Here is a 16,084-nt window from a genome sequence, read left to right as displayed (position 1 = left end):
CTCGACGGTTAAAGACTGCGTTGTTCGAATAGCATCGAACGCTGCCATTTACAATTGCGCAGATCGCCCGATGCCACGCGAGAGAGCAAAAAAGAGGCGATGCCGAAGCATCGCCCAAGTTTGCTGCATCGATGTAACGGCTTAGAACCGTTGCGTCAGCGTCAGCTTGAAGGTCCGGCCGGGTTCGGAATAATAGGAAGCAGGCTGGGTCAGCGTGCCGCTATAGGACGGTGCGTTGAGAGCGTCGTAATAGGTCTTGTTGAAGATGTTGTAGACGCCGCCGCGAATGCTAAGGCCCTTCACCTGCTCCGGTTCCCACCAGGCTGTGAGATCGAAGATACCGTAGGCAGGGGTTTGCAGCGTATCGCCTGTCTTCTTCGCCTCGCGCGCCGCGGTGATGAAAGTCAGGTCCGCTCCCCAGACTTCGGTCGCATAGCCGACAGTGAAGGCCGCCTTGGCCGGAGCGACGGAGTTGATCCACTGGCCGGTATCGGAATCCTTGCCGTTGACATAGGCAAGCGAGCCCTTGACGTGGATGCCATTGTCGAACGTCTTGTGCGCGTTGACCTCTATACCGAACATGCGGACATTGGCGCGGTTGAAGTATTCAGTGATCCCGAGCGGATAGGTGCCAGTAGGATCGCGATAATTCAGCGTGTCGATGAAGTTCTTGTACTTGTTATAGAAGGCGCCGATATGGCCGCCGAAATCGTCATCGCCGAGATTCGTCCCGATTTCGATGCCATTGCTGGTCTCGGGCTTCAGGTCGGGATTGCCGTAGGTGACATAACCGCCGGGCACGCCGTAGTTGACGTAGAGTTCGCTGACGCTGGGCGCACGGAAGGCCATCGCCCATTGTGCATAGAGCTCGAGATTGTCCTGCGGCTGATAGGAGGCGCGCAGCTTCGGCGAGAAGCGGCTGTCGGATTGCCCGGAGGGCAGGCCATTATAGTTGGCGCTGTCGCGATAGGCAGCGGTGTTCTTCGGCAAGTAATCATACCAATCGAAGCGCAGACCCGGCGTCAGATAGAAGTTGCTGGAGCCCAACTCGATCTTGTCGTCGATGAAGACGCCGACGCGCTTGCCGTCGACATCGGGCATATCGGACTGGTTGGTGTGCAGGAAGGCGCATGAAGCACGCCAGCGAGGAAGTGCGCAACTGTCCTTACCGGCCGAATACTGGTGAACCTTGTCGAAGGCGACATCGAGACCGAAGGTGACCTTATGATGCAGGCTGCCGGTATCGAAAGACTTCGATGCGTTGCCGGCGAAGCCGATGCTGCGATCTTCCATTTCATTGCGGCGCCAATAGTCGCCAATGACGGATGTATAGCGATAACCTTCCGCACCGCCTTCACGCAGAAGATTCTGCCAGTAGAAAACGGCATTGGCGGTATCGAGCAGGGAATCGGCGCTCTCTGCTTCATATTTGTAATCGAGCGATACGCGATTGCGCTCGACATTGTCTGTCCCGTTGTAATTGCCAGGCCGGAAGTTTCCGGTCGGGCTCTGCAGGGTCATCAGATCGGTGGTTTTATCCTTGTTGTAGTGCTCGGCCGTGATGCCGAAGGTACCGACGTCGGTATATTGACGGATCTTGAACAGGCCGCTTCTCTGATTGTAGTCGGCCGGATTTGCCTGGGTACGCTTGGTTGAGTAGCCGCCGACATCGCCATTGTTCTCAAGCTCATGACCATGCGTGTAGCCGCCCTGGAAGAGAACGGCGGTATTGTCGATGCGCTTGGCAACAGCGGCCGAACCGCCAATGCTCCGGTCGTCGCCATTATAGCCGAACTTGAAGACGCCGCCCCAGGTAGAGCCGGGCGCAATGAGATCTTCCGGCTCCAGAGTGCGAAGCACGAAGGCACCACCGAGAGCGCCTGAGCCGGCACGGCTTGAATCTGCACCGCGCACGATATCGACGCTCGAAAGCGCATTGAAATCGAAGCTGTTGACGCCGCCATTGCCACCATTATTGGCGCCGCTAGCGTTGCCGCGTGAAGCATCAAGAAGGAAAGGAATTTGGATACCGTCGACGGTGGTCAAAACGCGGTCGTCGCCAAGGCCGCGAATATTGACGCCGCCGGTCGTACGGTTGAAGCCGACGCCGACTTCGGTGCTGCGGCCGAGATCCTCGATACGTGTGATTTGCTGGTCGTCGATGTCCTTGGCCGTCGTCTCGCTCGTGGTCGGAGAGTCGGCAAGCACATCCTTGTTCGCCTTGCCTTTGCCCTTCACAACGATCGGTTTCAGATTGGTGACTCGATCGCCCTTGGCGGCCTCGCCCGTCGCCTCTTCATTTTGAGCGGCTGTTTGCGCAAAACACGTCGTCGCCAGCCCGAGAGCGAGAAACGCGGTGCATGCCAAGAGGGCCGAGCGTGAGCGCCGGACAACCATAACCATTCCTTTCGAATTGCTTCACCGGGCTGGCTGGTTGCTGCGTCGAAAGCAGGCAAGGGGCTGGCTAGGTTATCTTGTTAACGGGCGGAAATATTCCGCCTTCTTTCTGCCACATAAAAAACATGAGTATTATTGTCAATATATTCGGCGCACTTAATCATGAATAAAATTGTCACCTTTTAAGACAAGAGGCGAACGTTGCTGAATTGCAACGAAATGACAGCCTCATGCGTTCTATCGGCATCATCATTAGAATTGGCTGAATTACTTGATGCTGTTTAGAATTGTTTCATTAGTCTCCGCCGCCGTCCTTTTCATGGCCGCCTCTCTCCCGCAGACCGGCCCGATACCCGAGCAAAAACCGGATCAGGAACAAGTTCAGCCGGATGGCAAAGCGCCGATCCCGGCAGAAAAACCCTCGGCATCACCGGACGGCCCTATCGTTCCGGCGGAAAAGCCGACGGCTCAACCGGAAGAAAAGCCGGCGCCACAGCCGGAGGAACAGACAAATGGCCAACAGATGCAAGGCCCTCCCCGTCCGCCCCCGACCATCGCTTCCGAACCGGATGATCAGCACCAGGCCTGCCTGAAGGCGCTGACCGCCATCGGAGCGACTTTCAAAGAGATCGCCCGCATCGACGATGGCAATGGCTGCGGCATCGACAAGCCGATCGCGCTTAGCTCTCCGCTGCCGGGCATAGAATTCAAGCCCGAAGGGAAAATGCGCTGCGAAGCCGCTCTCGCTTTGGCTCAATGGATGAAGGAAAGCGTCATTCCATCAGCGGCGGCATTGGACAATGGCAAGATCGTCACGATCAATCAGGCGTCGACCTATGTCTGCCGGCTGCGCAACAATGCTTCCACCGGCAAGATCTCCGAGCATGCCCGCGGCAACGCCATAGATGTCGCGAGTTTTACCTTCGAAAACGGCAAGACCATAGCAATCGAGCCACGCCGCGAAGATCCGACGCTGACAGGCGCATTCCAGCGTGCAGCCAGTGCGTCTGCCTGCCTCTATTTCACGACCGTATTGGACCCGGAAAGCGATGCTGCCCACGAGACCCATTTTCATCTCGACGTCATCGAAAGGAATGGCGGCTTTCGTTACTGCCACTAGAAACGCGTCGTGGGCCTGGTCCCACGATGACCTTTAAACCTCGTCATACCCCGAGGCCTGCATTCGAGAACCATAGGTCTCTATAGATCGCCACCGCCGTTTCATCCGGCGCTCGCTCCTGAGTGAGCCAAACCGACTGAATGGAGCGAGCCTCGCCGCCATTCGGAATTTTCGCGGATTGCATGGGATCGGATGCCCCGATGCAGGGGATGAAATAGGCGGGCATCAAAGCACGAGCGCTGAATCCGGTATCCTCGCGGGTAATTATGACGGCAAGCCCGACCCTCTCATTCGCCTGCCAGGGCACGATGAGCCGGCCTCCGGGTCGCAACGCCTGCAGCCATGACTTCGGCGGCGCCACCACGCCGGCACTCACATAGATCAGATCGGCATCCGGAAGCTCGAACGAAGTCGCATCGGCACAGATGACGGAAACGTCTTTATAGGAGGTGAGATTGTCTCGCGTGCGGCCGGCCAATACCTCATCGATCTCGATGGCATGGACATGCCCACCCGGTGTCACCAGCGTTGAGAGAATGGCAGTGTAGTATCCCGTCCCCGTGCCGATCTGAACGACGGTTTCGCCGGGCTTGGGCGCGACGGCACCCAGGAAAGCGGCATGGAGAAACGGCTCGCCATTGTTGATGCCCTTCGATCTGTCCAGGGAGACCAGAACATTCTGATAGAGAAAGGCAGGATCGCTGCTCGGCGTTTCGAGATAGCGTCCCTTGACCACGATCTGCCAAGGCCCCGGTCCCATGAAGGCTTCGCGCGGCACCTGGCGGAAGGCCCGCTCTAGCCTTTCATCCACCGAGTTGCTGGCGGCAGCCATCATTTTCGCATGGAAGGCGCGTATATCGTCCAAGCTGGCACGGCTGTCTGCAGTCACGATCTGCCTCCACTCTTCCATCCGATGATGTCGGTGTCCGTTGTCGATCCTGTTACCGGTGGCGTCAAGCGAACGGGCGGTTTTTCTCCCTTGAACCGCATCGCACTCTGCTGCAGGTTGAGCCGAACCGGCAGAGGTTCTGAGTTCAAACGGCCTCGGTTGAATCGGATTCTGAACTTAAAACAGTCCTTCGATGTAGCCCTGATCATTGAGGAAAATCCTCTCGGCTGCCGGCGATTTCGGCAGTCCGGGCATGGTCATGATCTCGCCGGTGATGACGACGACGAAGCCGGCCCCGGCTGAAAGGCGTACCTCGCGAACGGGTACGATATGGCCTTCGGGTGCTCCCCGAACATTCGGATCGGTCGAGAAGGAATATTGCGTCTTCGCCATGCAGACCGGCAGATGCCCGTAACCCTGATCCTCCCAGGACCTGAGCTGATCTCGCACGGCCTTGTCAGCCGTCACCTCGCCGGCATGGTAGATCTTGGAGGCCACGATCTCGATCTTCTCCAGCAAAGGAAGATTATCGGGATAGAGCGGCTGGAATTTCGCCTGGCCGGATTCGGCAAGCTCGACCACCTTGTGCGCGAGATCGGTTATGCCCGCCGAGCCCTCAGCCCAGTGCCGGCAAAGGATCGCCTCGGCGCCGAGACGGGCGACATAATCCTTCAACGCCTCGATTTCGGCTTCCGTGTCCGAAACAAAATGATTGATTGCGACGACGACAGGCACTCCGAACTTGCGGACATTCGCGACATGCCGGCCGAGATTGGCGCAGCCCTTCACCAAAGCCTCGACATTCTCCCTGCCGAGATCGTCCTTCTTAACGCCGCCATTCATCTTCAAGGCCCGCACGGTCGCGACGATGACGGCGGCATCCGGCGAGAGCCCGGACTTGCGGCATTTGATATCGAAGAATTTCTCCGCACCCAGATCGGCGCCGAAGCCGGCTTCCGTCACGACGTAATCGGCAAGCTTCAGTGCCGTGCGCGTCGCAATCATCGAGTTGCAGCCATGGGCGATATTGGCGAAGGGGCCGCCATGCACCAGTGCCGGATTGTTCTCCAACGTCTGCACAAGGTTCGGCTGCATAGCGTCCTTCAGGAGCACAGCCATGGCGCCGTCGGCCTTCAGGTCGCGGGCATAAACAGGCGTACGGTCGCGGCGATAGCCGATGATGATATTGCCGAGCCGCTTTTCCAGATCCTTGAGATCGGATGCCAGACAAAGGATGGCCATCACCTCGGAGGCGACGGTGATATCGAAGCCACCTTCGCGCGGAAAGCCGTTCGCAACGCCGCCGAGCGAGGAGACGATATCGCGCAATGCGCGGTCGTTCATGTCCATTGCGCGCCGCCAGGTGATGCGCCTGATATCGATATTCTGCTCGTTGCCCCAGTAGATGTGATTGTCGATCAGCGCGGCAAGCAGATTATGGGCCGAGGTGATCGCATGGAAATCGCCGGTGAAATGAAGGTTGATGTCTTCCATGGGGATGACCTGCGCGTAACCGCCGCCGGCCGCCCCGCCCTTCACGCCGAAGCATGGGCCGAGCGACGCCTCGCGTACGCAGACCACCGCCTTCTTGCCGATGCGGTTCAGGCCGTCGCCAAGGCCAACCGTCGTGGTGGTCTTGCCCTCACCCGCAGGCGTCGGGTTGATCGCCGTGACGAGGATCAGTTTGCCGTCCTTCTTGCCAGCCTGTGCTGCGATGAACGCTGCACCGATCTTCGCCTTGTCGTAACCGTAAGGTGCGAGATCTTCCGCCGGAATGCCGAGCTTGGCACCGATCTCCATAATCGGCAGCTTCTTCGCCGCGCGCGCAATCTCGATATCGGATGCCACTGTCGTCGCCATAAGTCTCGCCCCCAAACATACGGTCATTTACCTGTCGGGATAAACCAATATGTTTCGGGTGTGAATAGTTGGCGAAGCCCCTCCCTATCGAAACGCGCCGCCTTGTCTCACGATGCCGGCATGCCTATTTTCGGCGTCCAATTCAAACCACGAAAAAGGAAAAGATATGAAGTCCCTGGAATTGCTGGTCGAGCGCATCATTCTCTCCAGTCGCTGGCTCCTGGTGATCTTCTATCTCGGTCTCGCCGCCTCGCTCGCTGTCTACGCCGTTTCGTTCGCCTATAAGTTCTATAAGGTGGCGATCAATGTCTTAGTCTATGACGAAGCGGACATGATCCTCGCCATTCTCGGCCTCATCGATGCCGCCCTGGTGGCAAGCCTGATCGTCATGGTGATGATTTCCGGCTACGAGAATTTCGTCAGCCGCTTCGACGAGGCGGAGGGCGAGGTTTCCTTCCTCGGCAAGCTCGATTCAGGCAGCCTCAAGATCAAGGTCGCATCCTCGATCGTTGCCATTTCCTCGATCCACCTGCTGCAGATCTTCCTGAACGCCACTCAATACGACAACGCCAAGCTGATGTGGTTCACGATCATCCACCTTGCCTTTGTCGTCTCGGCACTATTGCTGGGCTTCCTGGAAAAGATCATGGCGAAAGCCAAAGCCAAGGATAGCTGACGCCGGGCCAGCGGCTACTTGCCGGCCATTGCCGATGCGCTGGTCATCGGCGCAGGAGCTGCCGACGGTGCCGGCGCGGCACAATCGGAAATCGATTGATTGTCCCTGCAGTTGCGCGCCGAGACCAGCGCATCGGCATCGGCGAGCTCCGTCGTCAGCCTCAGCCTCAACGCGTCCATCTGCGAAATCAGATGAATGCCGTTCGGGTCGGTTCCAAGCATCAGATCGACAAGTCCCCGGTCCACGCCCATCTTGTCGAGGAAGCTGACCAGCCTCGCCCTCTGCGCCTTGTCGAGCTTGGTCGTATCGTACTTGCCGACGAATTTACGGCCGATCTCTCTCTTGGAGATGACCTTGCGCTTGCCATCCACCATCTCATATTCGGTGCGGTACTGGACACGCACCTCGCTGTAGGTCGTTGTGATCTGATGAACGCCCAGCAGCGCGAAGGGGCTGGAAACGCGCTGGACACCGCCTGCAAAAAACAGCGGGCAGGCCGAAAAGCAGATTGCGCCATCCGAGAATGGCTGTCCTGTTATCGAGCCGTCCTTGGCAAAAGCTGCCGAGCAGATCGGCTCGGCATAGGGGCATGCCCGCGAGCGAGTACGCCCGACTGCGATCGAAAGCTTCTGCTTCCGAATGATACGAGCCATCTCCATGGCTGCTTTGACATCGCCACCTGGCGAACTGACGATTATGGGCAACTTGCGATCGCCGACCTGTTTCAGGATTTTCTGCAGCTTCCGCGGCGTATCTGCCATGATCTGCCCTTCGGCGGAGATCCAGTCCGGACATGTATTATCGGCACGGCACTGGCCCATCTCGCCGTGAACGAGCAAGAACCGCATCGGCGTGCCGCCGGCAACGCCAGCCGCTTCGGCAAGCGCAGGCGAAACAAGCAGAAGCGAAACGCCGGTGACGAACCACAACAGCGTTTGACAGCAGCGCGCCGCAAGCTGCGGGAAGAAGCGAAAATTCATGAGTCATACGCCTGCAAGCGATTACCTTGGCAAGACCGATAGCAACCGCTTTGGGCCTTCGCAAGGCGCGCCGATGCGGCAACGCATCATTTGATGAAACTCCCGGCCGCTTGCACCCATGCAAGAGCTGGCGACGAGAAAATTGAGCACCGGCGGACCTCAGGAACGAGAGATGGAACCGAACTGATGCTGTGACAAACGGTTAATCCTAACATGAAGCATGGGACAGTTTTGGATCAAGCCGCGGCTGCTTGCCAGCTCAGACCGCCCTGTTCAAAACGCACATTCAGACCTCATTTTGACCTGGCAAATGCGCTTCGCCGGGTTGCTCCCCAACTGCCGAGGTCGACGCAAAATGTATGGCCCCGTCGAAATTAGGCTAACAGAAACGCTATTTTTACGCTTAATGACCATTTTGGGCGAAGATTTGCGTAGTTTTGCATGCCTGAATATTAAAATATATGAAAATGAAATTATTTCTGGTCCTGTGGTATTTTTGCGTCTAGCATTCACTCCTAAATCCGGTATTTGATAACGATAACACGCTGTGGGCGCTTCAACTCATATGTCCTATATCATTACTGCCGAGAGACAATTGCTGCTTTCTGCCGAGTTGGCTGCTGCTCGGACACAAGCGGCGTTTGCACTGGCCTTGGAACGGACCGGGTCAGCTTTTGGCTTCAGCCATATGGCTCTCATGAACGCCCCGGTTCCCGACGACACGATGATGACGCCGTTGCTCATCGAAGGCACGATGCCGGCTCAATTCGTACGTGAATTCGATCGCCATCAGCTCGTTCGCCGTTGTCCAATGCTGTTGCGCACGCGCGATTCGGTCATGCCGCGCTCCTGGCATCTGCTGGAAAAGGACGCCGAACCCGACGCGGATTTGCCGCGCGAACTTCGCGCGCTCCTGATCAACTACAATTGCCCGATGAGCGTCATCATTCCGGTCAACGCCCCGGATGGTCAACGCCTTGTCTTCTGGTTCATGGGCAATCGCAACAGTCTCGGCCAGAGCGAGATCAACGAACTCACCCTGATCATGCTGCAGGCGCTCGATGCTTATAATTGCCTCAAGCGCAACGACAGTGCCGCGCCGCACTCGCTTTCGGCACGTGAGCTGGAAGTGGTACGCTGGACGGCTCAGGGGAAGACCTCGGTGGAGATCGGCCAGATCCTCACCCTCTCCGACCATACGGTCAACGCCTACATGATGAATGCGATCAAGAAGCTCGATTGCGTCAACCGCACACAGCTTGTAGCAAAAGCCATCCGCCTGAAGCTGATCAGCTAGGCGAGCCCTCGCTCAGGCACCTCCGTACGGAGCCCGACGACCGGGCCAAGCGTATGCGCGCCTACCGCGCCGGAACGGACGGCAATCCACTTCTTCTTTAGCGACCGCCCAGAACCGTACGGATTTCAACGAGACTCGAACGCACCCGCAGAATATGGAAGCCCATGGTCGCGAGATGGCTCGGCATGAAGGAGCTATCTTCGGGTCCATTGGAAATGATGAAGGGCTGAATGCGCAAAGCCGTCTGCAACTGCGTCGTGACGTCGGCCCAAAGCGCGCTGACATTACGCTCGGCGATCACCTGCTGGAAATCCGAACGAGCCGCCATCAGGATACCGTAGCTTGCGTAGAGCTGCCCGTAAGCAAACCAAAAACGATCGTCAGCCCGCGTATCCAGCCAGCCGTAGCTGTGATCCCCTGCTCTCTTGGCCAATATATCCGCCGTACTACCGAGATCGTTGGCAATGTGGTCGACGAACTGCAGGAGATTGTCGGCGCGTCCGTCGAAAATCGCCTTGCAGTTGCCGAGGTCGCTATTAAAGCTGCGCAGATTGCTCATTGCGGCCCGATAATAGCTTGGGCTCGGCGTCTTCGGCCCGAAGGGATGCAGGCCGAAATACCAGCTGGACTCATCGAATTGCAGGTTGCCGCGCGCCTTCTGCAGATCGCTGTTGATGCCGGAGGTTCCGCGCACGCGGCCGAGTGTGTCGACCAGCTCCGCCGAGGTACGGCGAACGACAGAATTGATGCCCCGCTGGAAGGAAGCCTTGTTGTCCAGGAATGGCGTGTCATCCCATGAAATGCCGAAGAAGCCGAGCTTGTAGAGCAGCATCGAGGAAATCCAGGCATTCTGGTTGACGTTGAAATCGATCAGATCGGTGGCAACGTCGACGACAGCCGAGGTTTGGCAGGTCTTGGCCGCCGTTGCCGCGGCCTGCTGGCTGTCTGTTGCAGGCAGTTCTTGCCCGGCCGAATATTTGCGCTCGGAAAATTTATAGACATCCGGATAGGCCGGATTGAACCCTGTCCAGACCTGCGTCTGCCAAACGAAATAGATATAGAGCAGCGCCATCAGCGTCACGAAGGCGGCGACCGGCAGCTTGATCAGCCAATTGCGCTGCCGATACCAGCCATGCGCTGCAAGAAATGGCCAGCTAAGCCCGACGAAAACCAATCCTAGCCACCGTACGATAGCGGCCCAGATCCGCTTGAAGAACGCCGTGATCGAGTCAAGCATGGACACGCCTCCTAAACCGTACCGCGCATCCCGCCGACACGCAAAGGACGCACCACACCAAACCTGCGCAATGGACGTCGCGAAAATCCTCGCGGCCCTCGGATCATTAAGTCCTTATCGCCATTCACGTTCCAGCAAATATGTGTTCTTGGGAAAAACAACAACCGTCCGCTTGGAATTTTCCATGACGGACGACAATCAACCCTCCGGTTGCACCTCTTCCGCCGCTCCGCTCGGGTCAGTGGATGCGGGGAGCAGATGCGGCTCCAGCCGTCTTTTGAAGACGGCATCGACATGAGCCTTGCGCACGGCGAGGTCATGCCCCGCCAGCACATTCGCCTCGAACGCCTGGATCAGGCTCTCAACCGCTGCCGTTCGCGAAACCGTGGTCGATGCCGGCGCCGCTTCTGCCGCCAATGCCTTGAGCAAGGCAATCCGTTGCTCGATATCGATGGTCAGCTTAGCGGCCATAGCGCCGATGGCGGCGATCTGCCTATTCAGAGCAGCCGCCAGCCCTTCATAAATGTCTATAAGACGCTGTCGCACGGTCCGGCGGGATTGAAGCTCCTGTTCTTGCCGCCGAATATCATCCTGCTCCAGCAAGAGAGCACGATAGTCCACTTCGAGTTCGGACTGCAGATCGGCATGGCGCGAGGATGGGCGGTTGCGTCGCTGATACATGAGCTTTTCCGCCAAGGCATTGGCCCTGCGTTGCATCTCCTCTATATCGAAATCGAGCTTCCGCCGGCGTTCGATCACGCCTTCCAGCTGTAGTTCGCAGTCATGAAAACATCGGGAGAATACGGGTCTTGCCTGCTTGAAAAGAAGGTCGAGTTCGGCCGATACGTTAAGGATCGTATCAAGATCGGCGATGATAGCCTCCGGCTTCATCGGTCCACGCGCCAGCGTCCGGCTGAGCAGGCTTGCATTTTCAAGACCAACCTTCTCGTTGAACAATCTGCGATGCTGCAAGTCCGCCTCCTCGGTCGCATGATCCAGCTCTTTGACCAGCGACAGGGCGGTTGATTTCCACCGATCGAGCAGTTCGACCGCCTCGCGGACAGACGCTTCTTCGACAGGAAAATTGACGACCTCGACGCGCTCGCCCTCCCTGGCGTGGCAGGCGAGCGTCGCCACGGCCGAATTCGCGTCGTTCATGGCGTCATCGAGCGTCGCTTGCGCCTTATCGAGCATGCCATCGAAGGAATGAGACCTGACCATGAAAGCATTCCCTCCCCTACCTCTAGCGCGAGACTAGCCGCTTCCTGAGGCGAAGGAAATGCTCGAAAACTATTGGGCAGCGGCAGGATTCTTCAGATAGGCAATCAGGTTGTCGAGGTCCTTGTCGCTTTTCAGACCCGGGAACGTCATCCGGGTGCCTTTGACGAGGAATTGCGGCGCCGGCAGATATTTCCGCAGCAACGCTTCATCCCAGACCTTGCCGTCGGCGCCGAATGCCCGCATCGCCGGTGAGTAGACATAATCGGGCTTGCTTGCGACGGCTCGTCCGACGACCCCCATCAACGAGGGGCCAACCCGATTGTCAGGCCCGGTCGCCGTGTGACAGGCCCCGCATTTCTTGAAAACGACGGCGCCAGCGACCGCATCGCCGTCTGCAAGCGCGCAAGAGGTCGAGGCAAGCACGATGGCGGCCGACAGCAGACAAAGCAGTTTCATCATCCCTCCCGATCAGCTCAATCCCGACCAGCGGTCATATGCCGAGGAAAGTCCGCTACGCTACCGAAAGCCCGCGGGCGGCGCTTCACTCGCAGGTGATCGCCTCTTCCCAATGACGACGGCAGAGCGAGACATATTTGTCGCTGCCGCCGATCTCGATCTGCGCCCCTTCGTGGACAACCTTGCCGGCGGCATCCAGGCGCACGACCATCGTCGCCTTGCGCCCACAATGGCAAATGGTGCGCACCTCGCGCAATTCGTCGGCGATGGTCAGCAGTTCCTGTGACCCCGGAAACAAGCGTCCGTGGAAATCCGTGCGCAGCCCGTAAGTCATGACCGGAAGGCCGAGGCGGTCGACGATATGGGCAAGCTGCCAGACCTGCTCGCGCGTCAGAAATTGCGCCTCATCGACGAAGACGCAGGCAAGCGGCTCGCTTGCATGCGTTTCATCGACCATCACATAGAGATCGTCGCTCGTTTCGAACGGCAAAGCATCCATCGTCAGTCCGATGCGCGAGGCGATCGTGCCGCGGCCGGCGCGATCGTCGAGGGCTGCGATGAAGGCTGCGGTGCGCATGCCGCGCTCCTGATAATTATAGGCAGCCTGCAGCAGCATCGTCGATTTACCGGCATTCATAGTCGAATAATGGAAGTAGAGCTTGGCCATGACATTCTCCTTGAATGCTTCATGGGTGCTGCAGGACGATAAGGAAAGATGGTCGCGGCGAAAACCACAGGATTCAGGCGTGCTTCGCTTAGAGCGCAAAAGCCTTGGCCACAGGCGGACAGAAAAAGACGGGCGTCGCATTCAGCCCCCTCAAACCGCCGCAAATACACTGTGGTCGCTTGAAAATGTCAGTTATTGATGGTTGCTTGGGAACGTTAGACTGGGAGTCACGCAATGATAAAAATGACCCTTACTGCATTCGCTTTCGCCTCAACTCTCTCCGCACTGACATTGGGCGCCACCGCGGCCTCCGCAGCCGAGCCGGCAAGCTGTAGCACCGTACATTTCGCCGATGTAGGCTGGACCGACATCACTTCCACGACGGCCACCGCCTCCATCCTCCTGAAGGCTCTTGGCTACGACACCGACGTCAAGGTGCTCGCCGTGCCGGTGACCTACCAGTCGCTGAAGAACAAGGACATCGATGTCTTCCTCGGCAACTGGATGCCCTCCATGGCCGAGAACATCAAACCCTTCGCTGCGGACAAATCGGTCGAAACCGTGCGCGCCAATCTGGAAGGCGCCAAATACACGCTGGCGACCAATCAAAAGGGCGCGGATCTAGGCATCAAGGACTTCAAGGACATCGCCGCCCATAAGGACGATCTCGACGGCAAGATCTACGGCATCGAACCGGGCAATGACGGCAACCGGCTGGTGATCGACATGGTCGACAAGAACACCTTCGGCCTCAAGGGCTTCGAAGTGGTCGAATCCTCCGAGCAGGGCATGCTCGCTCAGGTCTCCCGCGCCGATAAGGAAGGCAAGCCGATCATCTTCCTCGGCTGGGCCCCGCATCCGATGAACACCACCTACAAAATGACCTATCTCACCGGCGGTGACGATGTGTTCGGACCGAACTTCGGCGGTGCGACCGTCTATACCAACGTCCGGGCAGGCTACTTGCAGGAATGCCCGAATGTCGGCACCTTTGTTAAAAATCTCGTCTTCTCGCTGCCGATGGAAAACGAAATCATGGGCAAGATCCTGAATGACGGCAAGGATCCGGAAGTCGCAGCAACGGAATGGCTGAAGGCCAACCCCACAGCAATCACGCCGTGGCTCGCAGGCGTCACCACCAAGGATGGCGGTGACGGCCTGGCGGCGGTCAAGGCCAAGCTCGGCCTGTAATACGAGGATGGATGGAGGGGCGGCCAAACCGCCCCTTTCTCTTCCTTGAACGGACTGCTTGCTTTCGCGTCCCGCCATTCCCGGACAATGGTCCACTTGGCGTGACAGACCGTATTCTTCGGCGGCACCTCCGGCTTCATACGTAACAATCGGAAACGCCGCCCCCAATCATGGGCAAAGACGTGAACTGGTTAACCGATTACCGCATCCCCATCGGGCCATGGGCCAAAGCCGTCGTCGACTGGCTGACGAGCAATGTCACATGGTTCTTCGACGGCCTTTCCTTCGTTGTCGCGCATGGAATCAACGGACTGCTGTTCGTCTTGCAAGCACCGCATCCGCTGATCGTGGTCGTTGTCTTCACGGCAATCGCCTACTGGATGCGCCGGAGCGTCACGATCACGGTCCTCACCCTGATCGGCCTGCTGATCACCATCAACCAGGGCTACTGGAAAGAGACGACCGAGACGCTGGCGCTGGTGCTGGCTTCCACCTTCGTCTGTATGCTGGTCGGCGTCCCCCTCGGTATCGCGGCTGCCCGACGTCCATGGCTCTACGCCATCATGCGGCCGATCCTCGATCTGATGCAGACCATCCCGACCTTCGTGTATCTGGTGCCGGCAATGATCCTGCTCGGCCTCGGCATGGTCCCCGGTCTGGTCGCCACCGTCGTCTTTGCTCTTCCCGCACCGATCCGCATGACGCGCCTTGGCATCATTTCCACTCCCCCTTCGCTGGTGGAAGCGGCCGAATCCTTCGGCGCGACGCCACGCCAGGTTCTGCGCAAGGTCGAGCTTCCCTTTGCCACGCCGCAGATCATGGCCGGCCTGACACAGACCATCATGCTGTCGCTCTCGATGGTCTCGATCGCTGCCCTTGTCGGCGCCCCCGGTCTCGGCGTGCCGGTTCTGCGCGCGCTGAATAGCGTCAACGTCGCCAAGAGCTTCGATTCCGGCGCCTGCATCGTCATCCTGGCGATCATTCTCGACCGTATGTTCCGCGCGCCCGGCGAAGGAGACCGCTCATGACCGTCGCCGTTGATTTCAAAAATGTCAGCATCATCTTCGGCGATCGTCCCGATGCCGCGCTGAAACTTGTCGATGAAGGCAAGTCGCGCGACGACATCGGCAAGTCGACGGGCATGGTGCTCGGAGTCGCCAATGCCTCGCTGCAAATCGAAGAGGGTGAAATCCTCGTGCTGATGGGCCTGTCCGGCTCCGGCAAATCGACGCTGCTGCGCGCCGTCAACGGCCTGGCGCCGGTAGTGCGCGGCGAGGTCTCCGTCAACACCAAGAACGGCGCCGTCAGCCCCTACTCCTGCAGCCCAAAAGCCCTGCGCGACCTGCGCATGCACACTGTCTCCATGGTCTTCCAGCAGTTCGCGCTTCTGCCCTGGCGAACGGTGGCCGATAATGTCGGCTTCGGGCTTGAGCTTGCCGGCGTTCCGGACACCGAACGCAAGAAGCGCGTCGACGAACAGCTCCAGCTCGTCAACCTGACGCAATGGGCCAATCGCAAGGTCAACGAACTGTCCGGCGGCATGCAGCAGCGCGTCGGTCTCGCCCGTGCCTTTGCAACCGGCGCGCCGATCCTGCTGATGGACGAGCCGTTCTCGGCGCTGGACCCGCTGATCCGCACCCGCCTGCAGGACGAGCTTCTGGAATTCCAGCGCCGCCTTAAGCGGACGATCCTCTTCGTCAGCCACGATCTGGACGAGGCATTCCGCATCGGCAACCGCATCGCCATCATGGAAAGCGGCCATATCATCCAGTGCGGAACGCCACAGGAGATCGTCAAGAACCCAGCCGACCAATATGTGGCCGACTTCGTGCAGCACATGAATCCGATCAGCATGCTGACGGCACGGGACGTCATGCAACAGGGCGTCGGACATTCGGCCAATGCCGGTTCCGTCACCGCCACGGCAACCGCCGCGACACCGCTCATCGATATCCTTGACGCCCTGACACGCCAGCCAGGCAATATCGGCGTTGTTGACAATGGCACGATTATTGGAACGATCTCGGCGCAAGACGTTGTGTCGGGTCTCACCAGCCACCGGCGAAAGGAGTAGTCGTTCGCGACTGCTCCTC

General features: G+C 58.5%; 14 protein-coding genes. 6 read left to right on the top strand and 8 right to left on the bottom strand.

Features of this window, described 5'->3' with window-relative positions:
• Positions 1-141 precede the first annotated feature (141 nt).
• Positions 142-2,397: a TonB-dependent hemoglobin/transferrin/lactoferrin family receptor gene (locus AC13RC_RS30055; protein WP_488559445.1), complete on the bottom strand. Its 2,256-nt coding sequence runs from the start codon at positions 2,395-2,397 to the stop codon at positions 142-144.
• A 274-nt stretch (positions 2,398-2,671) separates the two neighbouring features.
• On the opposite strand from AC13RC_RS30055, the gene AC13RC_RS30050 reads away from it, so the two are divergent.
• Entirely contained in the window at positions 2,672-3,517 is an 846-nt protein-coding gene (locus AC13RC_RS30050) for an extensin-like domain-containing protein (RefSeq protein WP_488559444.1), read from the top strand.
• 43 nt (positions 3,518-3,560) lie between these two features.
• Here AC13RC_RS30050 and AC13RC_RS30045 read toward each other — a convergent pair whose 3' ends face one another.
• Positions 3,561-4,406, bottom strand: a complete 846-nt coding sequence (locus tag AC13RC_RS30045) for a protein-L-isoaspartate O-methyltransferase family protein (protein WP_113352034.1) — start codon at positions 4,404-4,406, stop codon at positions 3,561-3,563.
• A 177-nt stretch (positions 4,407-4,583) separates the two neighbouring features.
• On the bottom strand, positions 4,584-6,266 hold the full coding sequence (locus tag AC13RC_RS30040) for a formate--tetrahydrofolate ligase (RefSeq protein WP_488559443.1): 1,683 nt from the start codon (positions 6,264-6,266) through the stop codon (positions 4,584-4,586).
• 166 nt (positions 6,267-6,432) lie between these two features.
• On the opposite strand from AC13RC_RS30040, the gene AC13RC_RS30035 reads away from it, so the two are divergent.
• Positions 6,433-6,942: a TIGR00645 family protein gene (locus tag AC13RC_RS30035; protein ID WP_083258168.1), complete on the top strand. Its 510-nt coding sequence runs from the start codon at positions 6,433-6,435 to the stop codon at positions 6,940-6,942.
• Positions 6,943-6,956: 14 nt separating this feature from the next.
• Here AC13RC_RS30035 and AC13RC_RS30030 read toward each other — a convergent pair whose 3' ends face one another.
• On the bottom strand, positions 6,957-7,922 hold the full coding sequence (locus AC13RC_RS30030; RefSeq protein WP_183812859.1) for a hypothetical protein: 966 nt from the start codon (positions 7,920-7,922) through the stop codon (positions 6,957-6,959).
• 565 nt (positions 7,923-8,487) lie between these two features.
• Between AC13RC_RS30030 and AC13RC_RS30025 the strand changes: the two genes are divergently transcribed.
• Complete coding sequence (locus AC13RC_RS30025; protein ID WP_113332199.1) at positions 8,488-9,219, top strand: helix-turn-helix transcriptional regulator; 732 nt, start codon at positions 8,488-8,490, stop codon at positions 9,217-9,219.
• A gap of 97 nt (positions 9,220-9,316) precedes the next feature.
• Here AC13RC_RS30025 and AC13RC_RS30020 read toward each other — a convergent pair whose 3' ends face one another.
• From AC13RC_RS30020 to AC13RC_RS30005, 4 genes are all read right to left on the bottom strand, one after another.
• Entirely contained in the window at positions 9,317-10,456 is a 1,140-nt protein-coding gene (locus tag AC13RC_RS30020) for a DUF2333 family protein (protein WP_488559442.1), read from the bottom strand.
• Between the two features lie 198 nt (positions 10,457-10,654).
• Positions 10,655-11,677, bottom strand: coding sequence for a hypothetical protein (locus AC13RC_RS30015; protein ID WP_488559441.1), 1,023 nt, complete (start codon positions 11,675-11,677; stop codon positions 10,655-10,657).
• Positions 11,678-11,746: 69 nt separating this feature from the next.
• Positions 11,747-12,133 (bottom strand): c-type cytochrome, encoded by a 387-nt coding sequence (locus AC13RC_RS30010; protein WP_113332196.1) that lies wholly within the window; start codon positions 12,131-12,133, stop codon positions 11,747-11,749.
• 85 nt (positions 12,134-12,218) lie between these two features.
• On the bottom strand, positions 12,219-12,800 hold the full coding sequence (locus tag AC13RC_RS30005; RefSeq protein ID WP_488559440.1) for a thymidine kinase: 582 nt from the start codon (positions 12,798-12,800) through the stop codon (positions 12,219-12,221).
• Positions 12,801-13,034: 234 nt separating this feature from the next.
• Here AC13RC_RS30005 and AC13RC_RS30000 point away from each other — a divergent pair, with 234 nt between their 5' ends.
• From AC13RC_RS30000 to choV, 3 genes are all read left to right on the top strand, one after another.
• Positions 13,035-13,991 carry a choline ABC transporter substrate-binding protein gene (locus AC13RC_RS30000; RefSeq protein ID WP_113332195.1) on the top strand — a complete coding sequence of 319 codons (957 nt, stop codon included), beginning with the start codon at positions 13,035-13,037 and terminating at the stop codon, positions 13,989-13,991.
• 170 nt (positions 13,992-14,161) lie between these two features.
• Complete coding sequence (gene choW / locus AC13RC_RS29995; RefSeq protein ID WP_069612714.1) at positions 14,162-15,019, top strand: choline ABC transporter permease subunit; 858 nt, start codon at positions 14,162-14,164, stop codon at positions 15,017-15,019.
• Entirely contained in the window at positions 15,016-16,065 is a 1,050-nt protein-coding gene (choV, locus tag AC13RC_RS29990) for a choline ABC transporter ATP-binding protein (protein WP_488493432.1), read from the top strand. The genes choW and choV overlap by 4 nt, the downstream gene beginning before the upstream one ends.
• The last annotated feature ends 19 nt before the right edge of the window (positions 16,066-16,084 follow it).

It is taken from the genome of Martinezella sp. CNPSo 3890, from assembly GCF_057784455.1.
The sequence above is the reverse complement of the archived record's forward strand: the minus strand, read 5'-3'. Positions and strand labels throughout refer to the sequence as shown.

Coding starts and splice junctions, on each gene's coding strand:
- AC13RC_RS30055 (WP_488559445.1), bottom strand. CDS start 2,397: ATGGTTGTCCGGCGCTCACGCTCGGCCCTCTTGGCATGCACCGCGTTT.
- AC13RC_RS30050 (WP_488559444.1), top strand. CDS start 2,672: ATGCTGTTTAGAATTGTTTCATTAGTCTCCGCCGCCGTCCTTTTCATG.
- AC13RC_RS30040 (WP_488559443.1), bottom strand. CDS start 6,266: ATGGCGACGACAGTGGCATCCGATATCGAGATTGCGCGCGCGGCGAAG.
- AC13RC_RS30035 (WP_083258168.1), top strand. CDS start 6,433: ATGAAGTCCCTGGAATTGCTGGTCGAGCGCATCATTCTCTCCAGTCGC.
- AC13RC_RS30030 (WP_183812859.1), bottom strand. CDS start 7,922: ATGAATTTTCGCTTCTTCCCGCAGCTTGCGGCGCGCTGCTGTCAAACG.
- AC13RC_RS30025 (WP_113332199.1), top strand. CDS start 8,488: ATGTCCTATATCATTACTGCCGAGAGACAATTGCTGCTTTCTGCCGAG.
- AC13RC_RS30020 (WP_488559442.1), bottom strand. CDS start 10,456: ATGCTTGACTCGATCACGGCGTTCTTCAAGCGGATCTGGGCCGCTATC.
- AC13RC_RS30015 (WP_488559441.1), bottom strand. CDS start 11,677: ATGGTCAGGTCTCATTCCTTCGATGGCATGCTCGATAAGGCGCAAGCG.
- AC13RC_RS30010 (WP_113332196.1), bottom strand. CDS start 12,133: ATGAAACTGCTTTGTCTGCTGTCGGCCGCCATCGTGCTTGCCTCGACC.
- AC13RC_RS30005 (WP_488559440.1), bottom strand. CDS start 12,800: ATGGCCAAGCTCTACTTCCATTATTCGACTATGAATGCCGGTAAATCG.
- AC13RC_RS30000 (WP_113332195.1), top strand. CDS start 13,035: ATGATAAAAATGACCCTTACTGCATTCGCTTTCGCCTCAACTCTCTCC.
- choW (WP_069612714.1), top strand. CDS start 14,162: ATGGGCAAAGACGTGAACTGGTTAACCGATTACCGCATCCCCATCGGG.
- choV (WP_488493432.1), top strand. CDS start 15,016: ATGACCGTCGCCGTTGATTTCAAAAATGTCAGCATCATCTTCGGCGAT.